Here is a 19758-nt window from a genome sequence, read left to right on the forward strand (position 1 = left end):
GAGTGGTAACCGGGGTGGAATGACTTGTATTTTATCAGTATTATAATTAAATAACAACGAAAGCTAAATTATTATGAAGAAGAAATCTACTTTAGCAGCAATGTTGATGGCAGCATTGTTGAGTGGAAGCCCACTTGCTGCTAACGCACAGACTTACGACTTCAGTAAGGTGGACTGGACCAAGATGGTTGAGGTCTTTGCTGATGCTCTGGGAAAAGGTGAGCAGTACCCAACTGATCAGGAAATCATGAAGTTAGGTATTTCAAGAGCAGACCTTGAGTTTATGCGTTCACACGTGAAGCAGCGTCAGCGTGTAGACAACACCAATCGTCTCTTATCTAACACTTATGCTGGACGTAAGCTGTGGATGAATACGCCGATGGGCAGTGGTTCAGGTGGCGATGCAGGTTATCCTACAGGCAGCTTCCATAGCGACGTGTTCTCTTTGTGGAACTATACCGCTATGTGGGGATCATGGAACCACAGCATTGGTCAGGTTCCTGGTTCATGGACTGACGCAGCGCACAAGAACGGTTGTGATATGTTAGGCGGTACTGTATTCTTCGATGCATCACATGGTGACTTGGGTGCATATCGTGTATGGAAGAAGTATACAAATACTCATGATGCTACAGGTTATAATGGGTATAAGTATGTTAAGCCATTGGTAAACATGCTCCGTTATTTCGGTGTAGACGGTATCAATATCAACTGGGAGGCTGGTTCTCCTTCTGAAAGCATGGGATTCCACAAGGCTTGTTATGCTTATGCAAAGGAAACTGGCTTCGATAATTTCCATATCGGTCTTTACACTACAAGTACAACGTTGAGTAGCGGTAACGTTGCTGCACATTATGCAGACAATGACGAGCAGGCTTGTGATGCTATGTTGAACTATGGTGGTGAAAGGTCTATTGACCAAAGTCAAAGAGTAGCAAAAGAGCATAATCCTAAGCTGGGTGCTTCTGGTGTATGGCAGGGTTTCTGGATTGTGAACATGAATAAAGGCTGGGAAGATCTTGATGAAGGAAAAGAAGTTAACCTTTGTCTCTGGGGTGAGCATAAGGACAGCCGTTTCTGGAGCTATAACTCTGGTGCAGGCACTATGGAGCAGCAGGCTAATTACCAGTCATTCCTGGAGCGTGCTTTCAGCGGTGGTAACCGTAACCCATTGAACAGACCAGAAATTAAAGAGGATGGTAACGAGATGGAGTGGTCAGGTTCTACTCCTCCATTGTCAACCTTCGCAGGTTTCTCAACTTGGATTCCAGAGCGTTCAACTGTTCAGGGCAAGTTCCCATTTGCTACAAACTTCAGTCTTGGTAACGGTGACCGTTATAACTATCGTGGTAAGATGGCTTCTGGTGCATGGTATAACATGTCTGCACAGGACGTAGTTCCTACTTACCGTTGGTTGGTAGTTAATGCAGGTCAGGATACATATAGCAATGCCCTTACAGTAAACTTCTCTCATAAGGATTCTTACAATGGTGGTTCTTGCTTGCAGTTGCAGGGTGATGCTTCACAAGCAACTGACGTTATTCTTTACAAGACTGATATCACACCAAATGATGCTGCTAATTACGCTTTGGTATCTATTAAGGGTGCTGGTGAGCGTGCAGAAGGTATAGTAGAGAGTAATCTTTATCTTATTCTTAAGGTGAATGGTGCTTGGAAGGAGTATAAGGTTCCTGACAACACCGGCAAGTCTTGGCAGGAGCATCGCATTGCTTTGAACCTCAATGCAACAGATAAGATTACAAACATCGGTTTCCGTGTTAAGGGTGGTGCGAATAAGTACAATATGTATGTAGGTTCATTGGAGCTTAATGATGGTAATAAGGTTACTCCAACAGCTATCAAGGATCTGAATGTCAAGAAGACCAGCGAGACTCCTTCTACTATGGATGTGAAGTTGGATTGGAGCGTTAATGCCAATGCTAACAAGTATGGTCTTGTTTACAATGACGATGCTAACATCGACCACTTTGAAATCCTCTTCAAGGATGGTGCAAACGGTAAGGTTTCTGAGGTAGGTCGTACTTCACAGTGGGCTACTCTGATTCCTGCATTGAATGTTAAGACTGCTACAGAACCTTATATCGGTGTTGTAGCTGTAGCTAAGGACTTGAAGAGCCATTCAGAAATTCTCTGGCAGCGTCTTGAGAAGGATGCTACTGTAGAGGAAGATCCATTCGGTACTTATGGTCAGTCATCTCTTGATGTGAATGCACAGGGTTATCAGACTGCTCTCAAACTTCGTGGTGTTCAGCATTTCAAGACAACAGGTGCAGAGGGTAATATCAATTTCCAGCAGACTTATGATGAATTCAAGGCTGCAAATAAGGATGGTAAGGCTAAGTATCTGAACTATCGCCATGTTGACAACTTGACATTGAAGGTTAAACAAGGTCAGACTATTGAATTCAGATTGAAGGGATTTAATGGTGAAGAACTTGGCTTAGGTAAGGACGACTGCCGTTATTGCTTCGTAGGTGGATGGATGGACTTCGATGGAAGTGGTACATTCAACTATGGTAAGGGTATGGAAGAACAGCCATTCTGGTTGCCACTCTATGATAATACAACTCAGGACGATGCTGTGTATAAGTTTGATGAAACAACAAAGGATGGTACAGAGGCTTATGGTGAGCGTGTCTTCCGTCATGGTTCACTCCGCAAGGGTAACCTTACTTTTGTTAAGGGTGAAGGTCTGAAGGGTAAGATTAAGATTCCTGCAGATGCTCACGTAGGTAAGAGCCGTCTCCGTATCGTTTACTCTGATGCTTGGTTCCCAGGTCAGTTCACTCCAACTGCTAACAACAACAAGGGTTACACCTTGGATATTGATGTAGAGATTTCTGGTGATGAGTCAATCCAGCGTGGTGAGAAGGATCTTCACGACAAGGGTGACTTGGAGGACTGGAACGTTGTAACTGAGATTACTGAGGTTGCTACTGACAATTCTGGTTCTGTACAGGTTGTTAACGGTAACTTGGTATTCAAGGGTGTTAAGTCAGCTACTATCTACACAGTTGATGGTATGTTGGTTAAGACCTTGACTAAGCCGACAGTTGTTCGTGGCAACGAGCTTGGCAGAGGTGTATTCCTCGTTAAGACTGGTGCTAACAAGACAACAAAGGTTATTCTCTAAGAATATCGTTGGCTCAAAATGATATTTGAGTAATTGTTTATGAGCCGGGGCTGGAGATACTGATTGCGGTATCCTCAACCTCGGCTCATTCTTTTTTGAAGAATAAAAACCTAATTTGCAAAGAAGACATTTATCTAATGTCCTATATTATTTTACTAAAAACTTAACATTTATGAAAAAGAAAACTTTACTTCTTGCAGCACTTCTCGGCTTGGGCGTGCTCAATGCAGGTGCAAAGGACTTCTATGAATTCGACAACGTTACGGCAGAGACGGTTCTGAAGTTGTTCTTGCAGGCAAAGGAAGCAGGTCGCAACTATCCTACTTTGGAGGAGTTCCAGAGTATCGGCGTCTCTGCTGCTGACATCGAGTTCATCCGTTCCCATGTTCGTCGCAGTGAACTGGTGAACCCGGACGACCGTCTCAACCCTAAGCTCTACAAGGACCGTCAGGTGTTCATGTGTACTCCTATGGGTAATGGCTCACAGGGTTCTCATGGCTATCCGGGCAATACATTCGGAAAGACTGACGTGTGGACCATGTGGAACTACACCGCAAGTTTCGGTTCATGGAACCACGGATTCTTCCAGGCTCCGGGCTCATGGGCTGACGCAGCTCACAAGAACGGTGCTCGTCTGATGACAGGACAGATGTTCTTTGAGGAGGCATTCGGTGGTGCCAGTGATGCACCATGGGTGAATTTCATTGCCCAGAAGGATGCAAGTGGCAATTACAAGTATGTAGAGCCGATGATCAATGCACTCATGTACTTCGGTCATGATGGTATTGTTTACAACTGGGAGGCAAGCAGATATGGCAATGCTGATGTCGTTGCATTCCACAAGGCACTCTACAAGAAGGCAAAGGAGCGTAACTTTGCAGGTTACGGCTCTTTGATCTATACATTGAGTTCAAGTCTTGGTGCTACACAGGCTGCAGCTGTTTATGGAACAAAGGATGAGCCGATTCATGAGGTGTTCTTGAATTATTCTGGTGGTTCTATTACCAATTCTGCAGAAAGTTCTTACAATTATGCTGCTAATACTATTGGTGATGCAAGTCGTCTTTATGCCGGTGTGCATATTGCACGCATCAATAATCGTAACTGGGAAGAGCTGGATTATGTAAAGAATATCAACCTCATCTGCTGGGGTGAGCACACAAGCAACCAGCTCTATTCTCATACAAGAGGTGACAAGGATTCTGAATGGCAGGCTAACTATCAGAAGATGCAGGAGCACTTCTTCTCAGGTGGTAACAGCAATCCTGCAAATCTGCCAACAGGTGAAGCTGATGCAGCTACCTATGATAACAATCTGGTGACGTTCCCAGGTCTGGCAAAGTGGATGCCTGAGCGTTCTGCTGTCAGCCGTGCGTTCCTTACAAACTTCAATGTCGGTAATGGTGAGTACTATTACGACAAGGGTGTGAAGACAACAGTCGGCGGATGGTATAACATGTCAGCGCAGGATGTTGTTCCAACTTACCGCTGGTTGATTTACAATGCCGGTACGACTACTGTAAACAAGACTCTTACTGCAGCTTTCACTCACGAGGATGCTTATATGGGTGGTTCTTGTCTGAAGCTGAAGGGTGCTGCTGGCAGTGGTGCTGACGTTGTTCTTTACAAGACCGGCATCTCCGCTACTGCAAAGACAAAGGCTAAGGTGGTTGCGAAGGCACTCTCAGGCAGTGCAGAGCTTTCACTGCTCGTCCGTGCAGGCAATGAGTGGAAGACATACGCTGTGAACGCTGTCAGTACATCTTGGGGTGAGGCAGAACTCGACCTGAGCGGTCTGGCTGGCAAGAAGATTGAGCGTATCGGTTTCCGTGTAAAGGGTAGTGCTGACCTGCTGGTTGGTAAACTTGAGGTAAACGACGGTGAGACCGTCCAGCCTGCAAAGATCAAGGAATTCGTCTTGGCTGAGTCAGTTTCTGAGACTGAGAGCGATGTTACCTTGAAACTTTACTGGACTGTTGACGGTAAGGTTGACGAGTACGGTCGTTCTTTCAATGATGACAATAAGATTGATCACTTCGAGATCCTTATGAAGCAGAATGGCAAGGAGGTTGAGGTCGGACGCACTTCCCAGTGGGCTACCATCGTTTCACACCTTCCTCTGTCAGCCGGTCAGTCTCTTGAGGTTGGTGTCCGCTCTGTATCAACAGACTTGAAGACCGCTTCAGATATCTTATGGCGTACTGTTAAGAAGGGCAAGCCAGATGAGATCATTGATCCGAATGATACAACAGGACAGGGACCTCACTATATTTTGAACTACAACAAGAAGGCCCCTCATGAGCGTGAGGACCGTTACGTAATGCACGTTGGTCTGTATGAGCACAATCCTGCTACAAGTCAGGACCAGAACCTGCAGCAGTTCCCTGACAATGACCTGACAGCTCGTATCACCAAGCAGTTCTATTTGGACAAGACTGATGAAATCGTCTTCAATGCGACAGCTGGTGCTGTTTATCGCCCATATCTGTCTTACCACGGTCTTTGGATGAGCGGTTATGCTTTCATCGACTGGAATAATGACGGTAAGTTCTCAACTGATGGACTCACATTTGACACCTGGTCTAAGCCTACCAGAACTGATATGTGTGAGGTTGTAAGTTTCTCTGCCCATAGCACGAACGAGTATAGCTGGTATAACAGCAATGCGAAGTCATTTGACAAGGGTACACAGTTCCCTAAGGATGATAACATCAAGAACTGGATGGGTTACTTCAAGGTGCCTGAGAACCTCAAGCCGGGTCTCTACCGTATGCGTTTCAAGCTCGACTGGAACAACCTTGATGCTGGTGGTAGCGATGAAATCCGCAAGGACGGTGGTGACATCGTTGACGTTCTCGTAAACGTACAGGCTCCTGACGGAAAGGTCAAGGTAGGTGCCAAGGCACAGAACGGTAAGGTTGAAGTCGGTGCACAGCAGCTTACTGAGAGCATGAACTATTCAGCTGAAGCCAACAAGGAGCTGAAGGTGATGATGACTCCTGCAACAGATTATTCTGTTGGTGGTATTGCTATCAAGTATGGTTACAACCTCGAGAACGAGAAGGGTGTTGATGCTGTCGGCAACCGCCAGTGGTGGTCTGAGGTGATCAAGACTACCGATACAGAATATACTATCCCTGCCAAGGCTATGATGGGTAACGTATTGCTTACTCCGGCATTCGTCCTGGCAAATGGTATCAATGCTGTTCAGGTGACTGAAGCTGAGGCACAGGCTAATGACATCTACAACCTCAATGGTCAGCTTGTACGCCGTGCAGGCAGCAAGCGTCAGTTGCCACATGGTGTATATGTTATGAAGGGTCGCAAGGTTGTCTTCTAACGATTTCCTTGTTATCAGCTGTTAAGCACAAGTATTAAATAGCAGCGGACTGAACGAAAGGTTTTGGATTTATACCTCAAACCTTTCTTCGGTCCGCTGTTTTGTTGTCCAGCTCTGCTGATGGACGGTAATATTTGCACGGTCGTGAAGGTTACGGGAAGTAATCTTCACGCTACTGTTTAAAGAGGTTCTTCCGTTAAATGCGTAGATTGGAAACAGGATAAAGGTTTATACACCTGTATGGTATGACTACCTTAAATCAGATGGTCTCACAAAGGAGGATAAAGCACAGGATGGTAAACGCAGAAAATAAATACCATGTCTTTCCGCCTTCTATGAACAACTTATTCTCGTGTCAATCGGAGTCTGTAAACTATTTTCATACAACTCAAAACCAATACATGGTCTATTGGCTTCTAAAAGACGCCCAATTGGCTTGCAATAGATGCCCTTTTGAGCCCTTACTGACGCCCTTTTGAAGTCCAATTAAGCACCTTTTCTTGCATTACCTTATAACTGACTGATTTACTGTTGGTTGCAGACTTGCTTTTTACACGTGTTTTTGCCTTTGTCAGTAGGTGTTTTACTCGAAATTATGTCATGATTTTTCAAACTGTTGCCTGCGTTTTTCAAAGTATTAAAAGGAGTGAACAAGTTGACAAGTGAACGAGTTGACAGTGTGCGTGTAACAAAAGGATTATAACGGTCGTCGTAATCATAGAACATGAACAGTCCGCACGGCGTGAGCTTCTGTAAGTTCTTCGACCTTTAGGTCCTTGTGCCTTTTGTTCCGTTCAGTCTGTTCGTCCGTGTTCCTCTGTGAGAAAATCTGTACCAAGCCGTGGGCTTTCATTCTCTATCTGCTACGCCTGCGTAAGGAAGCATAAACGGTCTGGCTGACAGCCCGTCAGTATCAGTTCAGGCTCTCATAGCCGCTTTGAGGTTAAAAGAACGCTCCGGATTACTTCGCTGACGTGCTGCGTTGAAGGAATGACAGCTTTACCATGACGGGGTAATGGTCAGAGATGTTGCGGCGTGACCTGCCGAGCCAGTAGCTGTTGGTGAAGATGGCATAATGCGGAATATCGAAGTCGGAGGAGACGAAGACGTGGTCAATGCGTGCATTGCTGCAGCTGTCCTGCATAAAGTCGTTCCACGTACCGGTGGGTGCCATGCGCTGTCGGGCATTGGCATAGCAGTCGCGCAGGATGCCCGAACGGGAGAATATCTCGTAAACCTCGTCCGTCTGGTCAACGTTGAAGTCGCCCGTCAGAATCGTTGGCTGCGCCTTGGCAATCTGCCCGATGCGTTGCAGGATGAGGCGTGCACTCTCCCGCCGTGCCACAGTTCCCACGTGATCCATGTGGGTATTGAAGAAGTAGAACTGCTTTCCCGTCACCCTGTCCTCAAACTTCCCCCACGTACAGATGCGGATGCAGGCAGCATCCCATCCCAGTGAGGGGCGTTCGGGCGTCTGTGAGAGCCAGAAGTTACCGCTGTCCACCAGTTTCAGCAGGTCTTTCCGATAGAATATTGCCGCATATTCGCCCTCTTCCCTGCCGTCATCACGCCCCACACCGATGTAGTCATATCCCTCCAGCCCCTGCATGAGGTCACGCAGCTGGGCGGCAAGCACCTCCTGTGTGCCGAAGACGGCAGGCTGTTCAAAGTTGATGAAGTCGCACAGCTGCGGGCAGCGTTGTGCCCACGCATTGCCTTCCTTCTGGTCATTCGGGTTATTATACCGGATGTTATACGTGCCCACATAGAGCCGCTGGGCAGCGAGGCTGCAGGTAAGCAGCATTGCAAGGATGAGTGTAGTCAGTCTGTACATGATTCTGGTTTTTATGTGCTGCAAAAGTACGCAATCTTTTTGTAACAGGCGAGTGTGACCGGCATGATTTGTCCGTAAGCGTAGGAAAAGCCGCTTTGTGGCTGTTTTTCTGTCAGGCAGGAGCTGTACTATCCCGAGCAGGCAGAACTTATTTGGGGTCAAAGGAGGCTTTTCCCACGGTTCAATATGATGTTATCTGTTTAAGTCATATCTTAAGTTTTTCCCGTAAAGGAGGATTAACCATAAACTAATTCTCCTCTTTGTGTTCTTTTGCCTTCCGTTGTTCTGTCTTTTATCTTTTGTTTTTCTTCCGTCTTAGAGTCCTTCTGTCTTTTATCTTTTGCATTTTGTCTGATGTGTTCAATATGGCTATATGGTAGGATATGTCACTGCTAAAGCGTTATATGACAGTATGTTACGGTGCGAATATGTCCGACGGTGACAGGTAAGAGAAAAGAAAAATGTCCGATATTGACATATTTTTGTCCGATAGTGATAGTTGGTTTTGTGCCGTTTGTCCTTAAATTTGCAACAGAAACCAAAGCATAATACAAGGAGGCTATATGGCACCACCCAAGGAAATAACACCAGAGCAGAAACGGAACATGAAGTTTTCAGAGGACCGTTTTCAGTTGCTTGAAGACATCCATGAGATGATAGGCAAAGAGCTCGACAGCCGGGGGATACCGAGGAGGGGAGTGCAGGAGCGGGAAAAGCCGATGCCCGTAGAGACTCCGACACCCGTGAAGCAATCCTTCTTCCGCCGCTTGTGGCAACATATGGCAAAGATGATGGGCGACAGATGGTGGGCTGGAGATGACAAAGGGTCGCCCGCATGATTATAAATTACGCCGACACATACACGACCGGCATTGAGGCTGTAAGCCCAAAGACTGACACTTGACTGTAACTGCAACCGTAAACTCTGACTTCAGATATTAACTGTAACTATAAAGATACTTCCAGAGCTCAGATATTAACGATGACTAAGGCATGAATGCCGGAGCTCAGACACTTAACTGTAAACGTAGACTCAGACTTCAGATATTAACTGTAACTAAAAGAAATCCCACTTCTCAGATATTAACAATAACTGCAACATGGTCAAAGCTCAGCTGCTTGACAGTGACGATAACCATAACGCCCAGACCTCCGACACGGCGTTGCTCCGCAGGGAGTTACAGCAGGGAGGCACCTTATCTATTATGAACAGAATGCGAACTAAACCGCTCATACCGCCGCTCAGCGGAAGATGGGCAAGAATAGGACTCATCCTGATGCTCTCAGCAGGTGCACTCGTCAGTGCACAGGCGCAGGAAGGGGGAGGCAGTAATCCGCTCACTTCGGTAAGATGGGCGGAGGCTGTATACACCCGGACATGGAGTATCTATGCCGAGGGTGGACTGTCATGGGCTACGGACGTATGGTATCAGAACCTTGATGCCAAGCGCAGTTACAACCAGTCGCCAGCCGTCGGAGGTGGCGTAGACTTCACCATCCGTCCGTGGGTGCGTGTGGGAGCAGAGTATCTGTGGTCACGCTATCGCCGTGAACAGCGTTTCTCCAACCCTGATATGCGGACGATGCCGGTCAAGGTGTATGGTAACTATGTGATGAACTTCCACAATGCCAAGCTCGGCGTACAGTTCAATTTCATGGAGCTGTGGCGTGCACGGCGTGCGCAGTGGCTCAATGTCTGGGTGGGGACAGGCATGGGATATTCCTTTATCAAGGGCAATGAATACGGAATATTCTTCAACAACACAATGACGCAGAACGGACAGACGACACCTGCCGGAAGTGATGTAACCGTCGATGATGAGTCAGGTCTGACCCTCACCGGCAATGTCCGCACGACAAACCGGCATGAGGATTTCAACAAACTCTATATCCCTACAACGCTGCATGTTGAGGCTGACGTGAGCCGCCGCTTCACAGTCGGACTGAAGGGAGAGATGGACTGGCTGTTGAGCCGTGGAGGTATTGCCCCGAAGAACTATGTCTTTGCCCTTGCCACCGTGCGCTACAACTTCGTTGCAAGCCGTGCAAAGGTGCAGCAGGGTTACTATGAAGGGGAACTTTCCCTGCTTAACGACCGTGTGAATGCACTCCAGAAAGAGGCTGCGGAAAGCAGGGAACGTGCCGACCGGGAGGCTACTGAACGGCAGCGGGCAGAACAGAAGAATGCTGATTTGCAACAACGTCTCTCTGAATATGAAAGCAGCATGAATGCCCAGAGTCCTGCCGTTCAGATCTCACACTATGTCCAGTTCGCCCATAACTGTGCCGGCATAAGCCGTGATGAGCTTGCTCATCTCAGGTACTTTGCGTCGTATATGCGTGGACATCAGCTCTCTATCATCGCCGAAGCCAGTACGCCCGGCCCGACAGGCTATAATCAGAAACTCTCCGAACGCCGTCTCAAGCGTGTGGTCAAGGTGCTCTTGAAGGAAGGATTTGCCAAGGAAGACCTCCATCCGCAGGTTGCCATCGGCGAACAGGACGGTAAACCCGATGCGGAAGGACGAAGAGTTACGATTAAATTAGTCAAGTGAACAAGTTTATGAGTTGACGAGTTTATAAGTAAACGAGTTGACGAGTGAACGAGTTAATCATGGGAAAGTTGACGGGTTGACTGATTGACAAGCAAAGAAGTTGACAGTTGACAAGTTGAAAGGAAAGAAGCAAACAAGTAAAAATGCGGGTACGGGAAGTGATGAGAGGAATGTAACGACAGGACGGTTATCATGAGTCCTTCGGTTTCTCCGGCTCCCCGACTCACTTAAAACAACCATTATGAGACATCTTAAATCACTCCTGTTCGCCATCACCATGCTGCTGGCAACACCTGTGCTCTTCACTGCGTGCCAGGAAGATGCACCTGAAATTAATTACACAATGAACGTGTCGGTGACCAACGACTTCTCGAAGGTCGTGAAGGCTATCAACGACGGCTTCCTGAAGAACGAACAGGCTGTTGCGAGCCTTACCAAGGCCATCGACGAGATGAATACTACACAGGAAAAGAAGATGCAGGCAATTGTAGAGGTGCTGACCTCTGTGCAGTCTACGCTTGAAGCAAAACTTGCTGCAATAGAGGGAGCTATACGGGCGCAGACATTGTCAGTCGAAGAGAAGTTGAAACTCTTGACGACGGCTGTCAGCTCACTGCCTGACTATAGCTCGCAGCTCGCAGCAATCAAGACTGCCATCAACAATCTTCCTGACTACAGCGACAATCTCTCTGCCATTGAAGCAGCCATCAGCACCATGCCTGACTACAGCTCTAAGTTCAACGCTGTCGTTGATGCTCTCGGTGCACTGAAGGATAAGGTGGATCAGGTGGGTACAGAACAAGGCAAGGTCTCTGAAGAGATTGCCAAGACCACCGAAGCTATCGACAAACTTGTTGCAGCTGTGAACAGTGGCAATACTGACGCAGCCAAGGCTCTCGCAGACATCGTAAAGCAGCTCGAAGAACTGAAAGGTAAGATTGGTTCCGGCGGCGGTTCCGGTGGTGGTTCCGGTGGTGGATCTGGTGGTTCTGATGAAGAAGACAGTGCTACCTTTGGCAGTATAGTGGAATCTATTGATAGGATGAACTCAAAGTCATTCGAACTTCATAACGGTACATTCTACTTTAGAACGGACGAAGGAAGATACGGAATGGCTAAGGTGTACAGTATTAGAAAGTGGGGATCATTAGGTCATGCTAAAGATAGAACTCAATTTGTAATCAAATATGTTGTTTTTAATACAAATGGTAAGGTTCATAGGAGAGGTGATATGGTCTTTGAGACTCACTACGGAGCACCGGCTGGTGGAGTAAAGCGAGATTTGGACTTTGATACTGGTTTATTGGGAGGATTTGGCGTTGACTTCCATGTAAAAGTGGAAGAAAAGATGTTCTTTGATGGTGATTTCACTTATTATAAAGTAAATAAGGCAAAGTTTGATCCTAAGAACAAAGCACGGGCTGTGGTCTTTCTTAAGAAACCAGACGAATAATGCCTTTACTGTTACAAGGTGGAATGAAGCCAATAAACTCCATCACTGAAGAGAAGGTCGTAAATTCATAAAACCCTCTTAATAACTTTCCTCCAGCCGCTGGGCTGGAGGGAAGCAGACAAGAAAGAAGAAAATATAATAGATGCATATATACTTTTGTTTTTGAACATTCAATTTAGTAAGACATTTCATTCTTTAAATCCTGTAGTACGAAAGCCGAGCCTTTGGTGAAAAGGTGACCTTTCAATTAAACGACAACTAACTAAGTTAGCCACACGTTGAGGGCCGGTCTGGAATATTCCAGAACCGGCTCTTTTCTTATTTCAGCATCTGATACTGCTTTTCAGGCGTTGACAGGGTGAGTTCTTTGGGTTCTTCCGTTAAATGCGTAGATCGGAAACAGGATAAAGGCTTATACACCTGTATGGTATGACCATCCAAAATCAGACGGTCTCACAAAAAGGATAATGCACAAAATAAAAATGCAGAAAAGGCAAACAGATACCGTGTCTTTCCGTCTTCTACAAACGACTTGTTCCCATATCACTCAACGTTTGTAAACTATTTTCATGCAGTTCAAAACCAACATATGGTCTCTTGGCTTTGAAAAGACGCCCAATTGGCTTGCAATAGACGCCCTTTTGAGGTCTAACTGACGCCCTTTTGAAGTCCAATTAAGCACCTTTTCTTGCACTACCTTATAACTAACTGATTTACTGTTGGTTGCAGACTTGCTTTTTACACGTGTTTTTGCCTTTATCTGTAGGTGTTTTATCCGAAATTATGTCATGATTTTTCAATCCGTTGTCTGCCTTTTCAAAGTATTAAAAGGAGCGAACAAGTTGACGAGTGAACAAGTTGACAAGGTGCGTGTGAAAAGGAGTGAACAAGTTGACAAGTGAACGAGTTGACAGGGTGCGTGTGAAAAGGGATATAACGGTCGTCGTAATCATAAAACTTAAACCACCCGCAATGGCGTGAGCTTCTGTGAGTTCTTCGGCCTTTAGGTCTTTGTGCCTTCTGCTCCGTCAAATCTGTTCTTCTGTGTTCATCTGTGAGAAAATCCGCACCAAGCCGTGAGGGTTCTCTGGATGGTTATCGGGCAGTCTTCATGCAGTTCAGGAAGTCGCTGAAAGTCTCTGCCAGGAAATACGTGTTGCAGTCATCATCCGACTGTTCAAAAACGTACGCATGGTCGTAGTAATACAGCCCCCTGTTCTCTCCCTCTGGCATCAGGAGCAGGAAGCCCCCGTCCTGAAAGTCGCCTATAAGCAGGGAATGTTCAGGTATGTCCTCCTCATACTCCCGGTTCCAATACGCAAGCGTCAATGCCCTGCTCAAGGCATCATCCGTGCTGAACAGATTGTTGGGCATGACATCCTCGTCCAGTTCTTTCACCTTGACAAGATAGTCCTCCATGTTGACCCCGTTGTGCTTGGACAGGAACGACTTGTAGTCTTCGGGGAAACAGAATGAGAAGTCATCCTCTATTTTATTGAAGACGGCTGTTTTTGTGGATAATACATTGAATTCCATAGATACGTGTGTTAATTTTCAGTTGTTCTTTTTAATAGGGACACCACCACGCTGCGTGAATCCCCTCGATAGTGGTTTCCTTTTCATTGTGATGCCGGACGTTTTCCCGATGGTTACTTCCCTTTCCGTGAAAACCTATCTGTTATTAAGTAACTTGTCCCATTCTTCAAAGGTGAGAGGTGGAAGTCCCTGTGCTTTCCGTTCGTTGTTCCTATACTCAACATATAAAGGAGTAATGGTAACACTGCCCTGCTTCATCACCTGCCGGAGCTCTTCCTGGGTGGGCTGGGGCGAAGTCGTGAGGCTTTCCATAAAGCTGTTCAGGTCCGTACCCACTTGAGCCGGGTACTTCTGGTTGTCCTCCAGTCCCCAGTCATCTTCTTCATGGAACCAGTAATAGATGTTGCCCGTGCCCTTGTGCATGCACAGCAGGTCGCCGCCATCAACGATAGCAATGGGGAAGAGTTCGTCAGGCATCCGCCCTTCATACACCCCGATAATGTGGATTATGTCGTAGTTTTTCTTTGAGGAAAAGCCTAAGAAGTAATCAATTGAGAACTCGATGCCCTTCTTCTTGTAATGATTCAGCCGTGACATGCAGACATTGTTTGCCTGTATGAAGTCCCTTAACGATGGAAGGAGGTCTGTTCCGATGGCTTTCTTCAGCTCCTCCAGCCTCTCCGTCATCACGTCATCTGACGGCAATGGCTCTAAATTACGAAATCTGTTCATTGTTTTCTCTATCCTTGAGTTATGAATATTGTCTTATAGCAATCATCTGCTTCTTTGACTTCATGGTAATACACCTTCGTGCCTTTTATATACTTACATTCCGATAAGCTGCTTTTTTTCAGCCAGAGAATAACATCCGCATTATCTTTGTTGTAGATATAGAGCGAGGGTGGGGTGTCAACTCCTTTCAGAATAGCATTGTCCCATTTAAAAGGAAGGCGGGTTTTCGTGTAGGAGTCACTTATGCTAACACATAACATAACCCCAATTTCAAGATTGAGTTCTTTGATGTAACGGGTAAAGTCATTATAAATATGCACGGAAGCATCCCACCACAGATCCTTGTCTTTTGGCAGACTATCGACAATTTCGTCAATGTGGTAGTCATCATGAAAGTCTTGGGATGTATTACCACACCGCTCCACCCATTGCCTGATGAAGGAAGTATTGTTTTGTTGATTGTTCTTATATTCCCCAGCCATATCCTTTCAAATACTTTATATGTTGGTCAATTGCCAATCTGCCATTGGCAGTAATGCCCCTCTCTTGCCGTTTCCAACTGCTGTGCTGATGCCTTGCACATGTGGTGCTGATGGCAAGCACGGTGCAGAGTGCAGCCGTCGTGGGAGCAGCTTGCAGTCAGGAAAAGGTTTGTTCTGCCGGAAACTGACGACGGGAACACCCATGCTGATGTTCCCCTTTATCTTCCCAAGGCTGACATCTATTCCTCTTTCTTGGAAATAAAGTCATTGATGTACACCTTGAACTCGTCATCGTCAGTGGTGAAGATTTCATCTCCATCCAGCATGTAGGCACGCATCAAGGAGTCCTGTGCCGCCTTTGTTTCGCCCATCTTGATAAGGTTCCTGCCGTTGGCATACCATACGTAAGGGTTCTCTATCCCGTTCCCATCCCTTAAGGCTGTGGCATAGTAGCTGTCAGCAATCGTATATTGCCCGGTTTCATAATAGGTGTCACCGAGGGATGTAACCAATGTGGTGTAAATATCCCAGTCTGATTTGGGTTCTGGAAGAATGTCTATCGCCGACTGATAGGCAGCTATTGCATCCTCATACCTTTCTTCAGCCACAGCCTCGTCGCCCTTGTCAAGTTTCTGGCAGATTGTCTGAAAGAGGGAGTCGGGCAGGGTTTCATCCTCTTCATCCTTTTGGGAGTTCTTGTAGAAGTCAAGGTATTCACGCTTGTCGTCCTGGAAATATCTGTGACCAGCAGCCTTTACCACCATGTCCCAGTGTTTCCTTGCATCGTCATAATCACCTTTCTCAAAACAGTACTTGCCCATCAGGTGCATGGTTTCCTCATCGGATAAGTGAAGGTTATTGTTGTTTTCGATAAGTCTGTTGATCCACTTCTTTGCCTCTTCAATGTCGCCATGACTCAAAGAGTTGTTAAAGAAGGATTTAGCATAGTTATAGGCTTGGTTCCAGTTCTCAACAGGTGAGGGGAACTGCTCCCATCCTTTTTCCCCTAACTCAAGGAACATTTCATAGTTCTCTTTCTCGAGTTCCTGGAAAGCCTGCTTGCCATAGGCGATAACTTTATCGAACTTCTCTTGCTCTAATAATGCCATAAGATTAGTTTTAATTGTTGTATTGCTGGGGAATAAGCGGTTGTCTTACCATTTCTGTAGCACAAACTGGGATGGGATTTCCCATGAATCAGTATAGTATCTTTTGATAATATCCACACAGTCCCGGTACTCACATTCTTTCACGTATGAGCCTCCTTCAGCCGGGACGGGTATGTCTACCAGCCAAATATTATCTCTCAGGTAGGCAAACTGGACAACTTCATCGTCCGGTTTTTCCAACCCCAGAAAGCTGTCCTCATCTTCTGACAAGTCAAAGAACCTGTCAAGTACGCTGTCCAATGATGCTTCTATGGCATCATTTGCGGCAATGCCACTGTTTGACACACCGTCATTCCAAAACATTCTTATCATAAGCCTATAGGTTTAAAATCTTACACTTTGCCTTTGCCACATCGCCCGATACCTCGCCGGAGCAGGGATTTTCCTTGAGACCATACTTTACCTTTGTGAGTTCCTGGAGGACTACTATCATAATGGCAAGAGCCTCTTCGTCCGTTTCCTCGGGCAGGCAGGTACGGATAAAATCCACAATCTCGTCTTTTGTTTCCGAATGTCTGAAGTATATCTGACGCATGGCAGAAACCGTGAAGCCCCTCAAGAGGCCGACTTCCTCAGATGGGTAATGTGCTTTCAGGACGTCAACCGCTTCCGCATCGCCCAGCCATCCGCATACGATAACAGCCTTGCACCTCACTTCCCGGTCGTCATCTTTAAGGAAAGGGACGATGGCGGGCAGGTGTTTCTTGTCATACGTCAGTCCTATAAGGTGGATGATGTTGGACTTGACAAGGCTGTCCGCCTCATTGCCCAGCTTCCCCAACAGGAACGACAGTCCCCCGTCCCCCCTCTTCAAGAACCCCTTTCCTAAGATTCTTTTCAAGTCATCGTTGTCCGTTTCGTTAAAGTAAGCATAGTGACGTTCCATGCCTTCTGCCGAAGAGTCCTGCAACAGGACATTCAGGAAGTCATTGTGCACCTTAAAGCTGTCAGTTTCCAAGGCTTTCTTGTAAGCCGATGAAATTCCTTCGTAATCCATAGTCAAATCCATGTTTTATAGCCCCGCCCGTCAATGTTACTCTTCCGGCATACGGTCATAATCGAGTGCCCCGGAATAACTGTCACATAGTCTTTGGGCATATTCGTCATGCTCTTCGTCAAAGTTCTTCACGGCTATTGTCCCGAGGGAGTACCTGCCAAAGAGCTCTGACTTTGATATGACGACATGATTCTCCACCACCTTCGTCCTCAAGTCAAGCAACTGATTGTATATGGACCGGTACATCACTATCTGCGGCGACATTTCCATCAACTCCTTAGTCTCTTCAATCGCCCGGTTTATGACACTTCGGTAATAGCTTCTTGTGGCGTTTCTGCTTAATCTTTTGTACATCTTACTTAAATTCAGTTCCTTTGTAAACAGCATCAAAATAGCCTTTTACGGCAACACTTATCCCTTCGCATCTTGCATCGGCATCATCAGTAAATCCCGGGGAATAAACATCTATCCCCAAAAGGGTTGAACCAAAGCCGACATAATCCTCAACAAAGAGGTTTGGATCGTAGGCAGACAGGTATTCATATATCTCCCGTGAGCGCATGCTGAACAGGTCCTTGCCGTCAAGCAGAAGCGTTACCGTTGGCAGTGGGACGAAGGTCATATAGAACAACCTGCTGTCTTCCCGGTTGTAATACGCAAGGAAGTCGGCATAATCATCTACTATGAACTTATTGCTTCCACTGCTCTCTTCAAAAGTTTTCGTGGCTTTTATGCCTGACATGGAAGAGAGCCTGCTTCGGGACTCTCCAAAAGAAAACTGACTGACTCCTGTTAAAGGGTGGATTGTATATTCCATATCTGTAAACTGTATTTTACCACTTGGTTCACACCACTTTTTAAATTGTCTTGCAGCACGTGTCCTCCTCGCATCCATGATGCAGCCGTGCGCCATCCGTCACGACGTGAAGGATTCCCGTTGTTCTCCGCCACGGGATTACAGTCCGTCGGCAAAGATAGGAAAAATAATCTTATTCGCAATGCCGTTGATGGGATTATCTTCAGGCATGTTCTGAAGTTCCGCGCTAACGTTCAGTTGTTGTTTCTTGTATTGCCCTTCGCTGTCTTTTTGCTTTTATCGGGCATCTTCCGCTTACGCTTTCAGTCGCATAGTCCGCTATGCTCCCTCAAGAAGTAAGCAGAACCTGCTCAGCTAAAAGTTAAAAAATGCAGTAAGGGTAATTTTCAGAACCTGCCTTCACCTTATATCAGCTGACAGGAGCACCGCCATCGGGAGGTTCATCGAGGATGAGGCGCAAGCCCTGGCAGGGAATAAAACCGTGTCACAGGAAGACAACGGTACGTCTCCTGTAAAATAAATTCACAATGCAGAATCCTCATGATGCTCCCTTGCACTTGAATTAAGCCTTACTTGCCCTTCAATAGGGCGTTAATTGAAGTGCAACTAACGCCCTATTGGAGTCCAATTAAGCACCTTTTCTTGCACGGTTTTATAAGTCCTTGTTGCTCTGTGTGTTGCAAAGGCGGTCGAAAATCCCTTTTCCCTTGTTTCTTTACCCGCATAGGCTTGATTTTATGTAAAGATATTTCAGGGGTATCGAGCAATAGAATCCTGCTTTGGTTCAAGCCGGTTCCGTTGCTACAGTTCAAGCCGTGTGTTTGGACATTCGGATTGCAACTTCATCTTTGCCTGCTCGACAAGCCCGATTACAGGTACCACAACCTGTTGTGTATGCCAGTTGTTAATGGGCATCTTCATGAGGTCATTGTCGGCAATGTATTCCGTCAGTCCCATTCTTTCACGGATATTCAGCCATAAGAGAATCTCAACAGGATAGATGAAATAATCCGATGAGGGGAAGTCTGGCGTATGGTCCTTGTGTTCATTCTCATCAGATTCTGCGATGTGGAAATCAACCAGTTCGTTTACCAGTCTGGATAGAAGTTCCTGATTGTCAGTATCCCAATGCTCCAGTTCCTGCGCATACACCCCCATGTCTTCGGGATAATTCAGACGGCTGTAGTCCAACTTTATCCCTTGCCATCTGCAGAATACCTCAAGCATGAACCAAGGATGCTTATAGGAGGGATGCCAGCCTTTATATTGTTTGCCATAAAGCATATTGAGTAAAAGTTTGCCATAGCGCACGGCTAATGACTCCCATCCCAAGAGTAAAGCCTGCGCAAGATGCTTGACAGCATCATGGAAGGCTGCAGACTCCGCATATTGTGCTATATCCTTGCCCAGAAAGAAATCCCAGGCAACGGATTCTACCGCATAATATGTCGACAAAGCCAGCAGACTGTTGTCTACTTTCTCCTCATTCAGGAAAGAATGGATAAACTTCCAATGCTGCCAGTTAGAGATTCTTTCGAGTTTGAGTCCGATAATGCCCCGGCTCTTTTTCCCATGAATATAGCTGTATATATCTTCGTTTGAAGTGGAATGGAAATGCTGCAGCTTGTCTAACTGATATTCCTTTTTCGCAAGTACATACTGTGCGGATTTTCTGATATTCTCCATATA

Annotated in this window: 16 protein-coding genes; 6 read left to right on the plus strand and 10 right to left on the minus strand. The window is 46.3% G+C overall.

Features of this window, described 5'->3' with window-relative positions:
• The first annotated feature begins 73 nt into the window (after window positions 1-73).
• Both ADJ77_RS12010 and ADJ77_RS12015 read left to right on the plus strand, forming a co-directional pair.
• Window positions 74-3154, plus strand: a complete 3081-nt coding sequence (locus tag ADJ77_RS12010) for an endo-beta-N-acetylglucosaminidase (RefSeq protein WP_025078595.1) — start codon at window positions 74-76, stop codon at window positions 3152-3154.
• Between the two features lie 172 nt (window positions 3155-3326).
• On the plus strand, window positions 3327-6494 hold the full coding sequence (locus ADJ77_RS12015) for a GEVED domain-containing protein (RefSeq protein WP_050696466.1): 3168 nt from the start codon (window positions 3327-3329) through the stop codon (window positions 6492-6494).
• Window positions 6495-7455: 961 nt separating this feature from the next.
• Here the strand turns inward: ADJ77_RS12015 and ADJ77_RS12020 are convergent.
• Window positions 7456-8328, minus strand: coding sequence for an endonuclease/exonuclease/phosphatase family protein (locus ADJ77_RS12020; protein ID WP_050696467.1), 873 nt, complete (start codon window positions 8326-8328; stop codon window positions 7456-7458).
• A gap of 563 nt (window positions 8329-8891) precedes the next feature.
• Between ADJ77_RS12020 and ADJ77_RS12025 the strand changes: the two genes are divergently transcribed.
• The 3 genes from ADJ77_RS12025 to ADJ77_RS12035 all read left to right on the plus strand — a co-directional run bounded on the left by ADJ77_RS12025 (window position 8892) and on the right by ADJ77_RS12035 (window position 12336).
• Window positions 8892-9167, plus strand: coding sequence for a hypothetical protein (locus tag ADJ77_RS12025; protein ID WP_025078596.1), 276 nt, complete (start codon window positions 8892-8894; stop codon window positions 9165-9167).
• Between the two features lie 261 nt (window positions 9168-9428).
• A complete protein-coding gene (locus tag ADJ77_RS12030) occupies window positions 9429-10883 on the plus strand; it encodes an OmpA family protein (RefSeq protein ID WP_244148561.1) in 1455 nt (484 codons plus the stop codon).
• A gap of 241 nt (window positions 10884-11124) precedes the next feature.
• Window positions 11125-12336: a coiled-coil domain-containing protein gene (locus ADJ77_RS12035; protein WP_025078597.1), complete on the plus strand. Its 1212-nt coding sequence runs from the start codon at window positions 11125-11127 to the stop codon at window positions 12334-12336.
• Window positions 12337-13431: 1095 nt separating this feature from the next.
• Here the strand turns inward: ADJ77_RS12035 and ADJ77_RS12040 are convergent.
• The 3 genes from ADJ77_RS12040 to ADJ77_RS12050 all read right to left on the minus strand — a co-directional run bounded on the left by ADJ77_RS12040 (window position 13432) and on the right by ADJ77_RS12050 (window position 15086).
• Complete coding sequence (locus ADJ77_RS12040) at window positions 13432-13872, minus strand: SMI1/KNR4 family protein (protein ID WP_025078598.1); 441 nt, start codon at window positions 13870-13872, stop codon at window positions 13432-13434.
• A gap of 135 nt (window positions 13873-14007) precedes the next feature.
• Window positions 14008-14604, minus strand: a complete 597-nt coding sequence (locus ADJ77_RS12045; protein WP_025078599.1) for an SMI1/KNR4 family protein — start codon at window positions 14602-14604, stop codon at window positions 14008-14010.
• 8 nt (window positions 14605-14612) lie between these two features.
• A complete protein-coding gene (locus ADJ77_RS12050) occupies window positions 14613-15086 on the minus strand; it encodes a hypothetical protein (RefSeq protein ID WP_025078600.1) in 474 nt (157 codons plus the stop codon).
• A 19-nt stretch (window positions 15087-15105) separates the two neighbouring features.
• Here ADJ77_RS12050 and ADJ77_RS12055 point away from each other — a divergent pair, with 19 nt between their 5' ends.
• Window positions 15106-15348: a hypothetical protein gene (locus ADJ77_RS12055; RefSeq protein ID WP_025078601.1), complete on the plus strand. Its 243-nt coding sequence runs from the start codon at window positions 15106-15108 to the stop codon at window positions 15346-15348.
• Here the strand turns inward: ADJ77_RS12055 and ADJ77_RS12060 are convergent.
• From ADJ77_RS12060 to ADJ77_RS12085, 6 genes are all read right to left on the minus strand, one after another.
• Window positions 15326-16195: a tetratricopeptide repeat protein gene (locus ADJ77_RS12060; protein WP_025078602.1), complete on the minus strand. Its 870-nt coding sequence runs from the start codon at window positions 16193-16195 to the stop codon at window positions 15326-15328. The two genes, ADJ77_RS12055 and ADJ77_RS12060, sit on opposite strands and share 23 nt — an antisense overlap.
• Before the next feature lie 45 nt (window positions 16196-16240).
• The gene (locus tag ADJ77_RS12065) at window positions 16241-16567 is read right to left on the minus strand and encodes a hypothetical protein (RefSeq protein WP_042741005.1); all 327 of its coding nucleotides are present in this window, start codon (window positions 16565-16567) and stop codon (window positions 16241-16243) included.
• A 4-nt stretch (window positions 16568-16571) separates the two neighbouring features.
• Window positions 16572-17252 carry a HEAT repeat domain-containing protein gene (locus tag ADJ77_RS12070; protein ID WP_042741011.1) on the minus strand — a complete coding sequence of 227 codons (681 nt, stop codon included), beginning with the start codon at window positions 17250-17252 and terminating at the stop codon, window positions 16572-16574.
• Between the two features lie 36 nt (window positions 17253-17288).
• Window positions 17289-17606, minus strand: coding sequence for an immunity protein Tsi6 family protein (locus ADJ77_RS12075; RefSeq protein ID WP_025078604.1), 318 nt, complete (start codon window positions 17604-17606; stop codon window positions 17289-17291).
• Between the two features lies 1 nt (window position 17607).
• A complete protein-coding gene (locus tag ADJ77_RS12080) occupies window positions 17608-18069 on the minus strand; it encodes a hypothetical protein (protein ID WP_042741006.1) in 462 nt (153 codons plus the stop codon).
• Window positions 18070-18870: 801 nt separating this feature from the next.
• Entirely contained in the window at window positions 18871-19755 is an 885-nt protein-coding gene (locus ADJ77_RS12085; RefSeq protein WP_025078605.1) for a hypothetical protein, read from the minus strand.
• Window positions 19756-19758 lie beyond the last annotated feature (3 nt).

Source organism: Prevotella fusca JCM 17724 (assembly GCF_001262015.1).
Lineage (GTDB): Bacteria > Bacteroidota > Bacteroidia > Bacteroidales > Bacteroidaceae > Prevotella > Prevotella fusca.

What these genes read in the sequence shown, in the direction of transcription:
- ADJ77_RS12010 (WP_025078595.1), top strand. Translation starts at nt 74, where the DNA reads ATGAAGAAGAAATCTACTTTAGCAGCAATGTTGATGGCAGCATTGTTG.
- ADJ77_RS12015 (WP_050696466.1), top strand. Translation starts at nt 3,327, where the DNA reads ATGAAAAAGAAAACTTTACTTCTTGCAGCACTTCTCGGCTTGGGCGTG.
- ADJ77_RS12020 (WP_050696467.1), bottom strand. Translation starts at nt 8,328, where the DNA reads ATGTACAGACTGACTACACTCATCCTTGCAATGCTGCTTACCTGCAGC.
- ADJ77_RS12025 (WP_025078596.1), top strand. Translation starts at nt 8,892, where the DNA reads ATGGCACCACCCAAGGAAATAACACCAGAGCAGAAACGGAACATGAAG.
- ADJ77_RS12030 (WP_244148561.1), top strand. Translation starts at nt 9,429, where the DNA reads ATGGTCAAAGCTCAGCTGCTTGACAGTGACGATAACCATAACGCCCAG.
- ADJ77_RS12035 (WP_025078597.1), top strand. Translation starts at nt 11,125, where the DNA reads ATGAGACATCTTAAATCACTCCTGTTCGCCATCACCATGCTGCTGGCA.
- ADJ77_RS12040 (WP_025078598.1), bottom strand. Translation starts at nt 13,872, where the DNA reads ATGGAATTCAATGTATTATCCACAAAAACAGCCGTCTTCAATAAAATA.
- ADJ77_RS12045 (WP_025078599.1), bottom strand. Translation starts at nt 14,604, where the DNA reads ATGAACAGATTTCGTAATTTAGAGCCATTGCCGTCAGATGACGTGATG.
- ADJ77_RS12050 (WP_025078600.1), bottom strand. Translation starts at nt 15,086, where the DNA reads ATGGCTGGGGAATATAAGAACAATCAACAAAACAATACTTCCTTCATC.
- ADJ77_RS12055 (WP_025078601.1), top strand. Translation starts at nt 15,106, where the DNA reads ATGTTGGTCAATTGCCAATCTGCCATTGGCAGTAATGCCCCTCTCTTG.
- ADJ77_RS12060 (WP_025078602.1), bottom strand. Translation starts at nt 16,195, where the DNA reads ATGGCATTATTAGAGCAAGAGAAGTTCGATAAAGTTATCGCCTATGGC.
- ADJ77_RS12065 (WP_042741005.1), bottom strand. Translation starts at nt 16,567, where the DNA reads ATGATAAGAATGTTTTGGAATGACGGTGTGTCAAACAGTGGCATTGCC.
- ADJ77_RS12070 (WP_042741011.1), bottom strand. Translation starts at nt 17,252, where the DNA reads ATGGATTACGAAGGAATTTCATCGGCTTACAAGAAAGCCTTGGAAACT.
- ADJ77_RS12075 (WP_025078604.1), bottom strand. Translation starts at nt 17,606, where the DNA reads ATGTACAAAAGATTAAGCAGAAACGCCACAAGAAGCTATTACCGAAGT.
- ADJ77_RS12080 (WP_042741006.1), bottom strand. Translation starts at nt 18,069, where the DNA reads ATGGAATATACAATCCACCCTTTAACAGGAGTCAGTCAGTTTTCTTTT.
- ADJ77_RS12085 (WP_025078605.1), bottom strand. Translation starts at nt 19,755, where the DNA reads ATGGAGAATATCAGAAAATCCGCACAGTATGTACTTGCGAAAAAGGAA.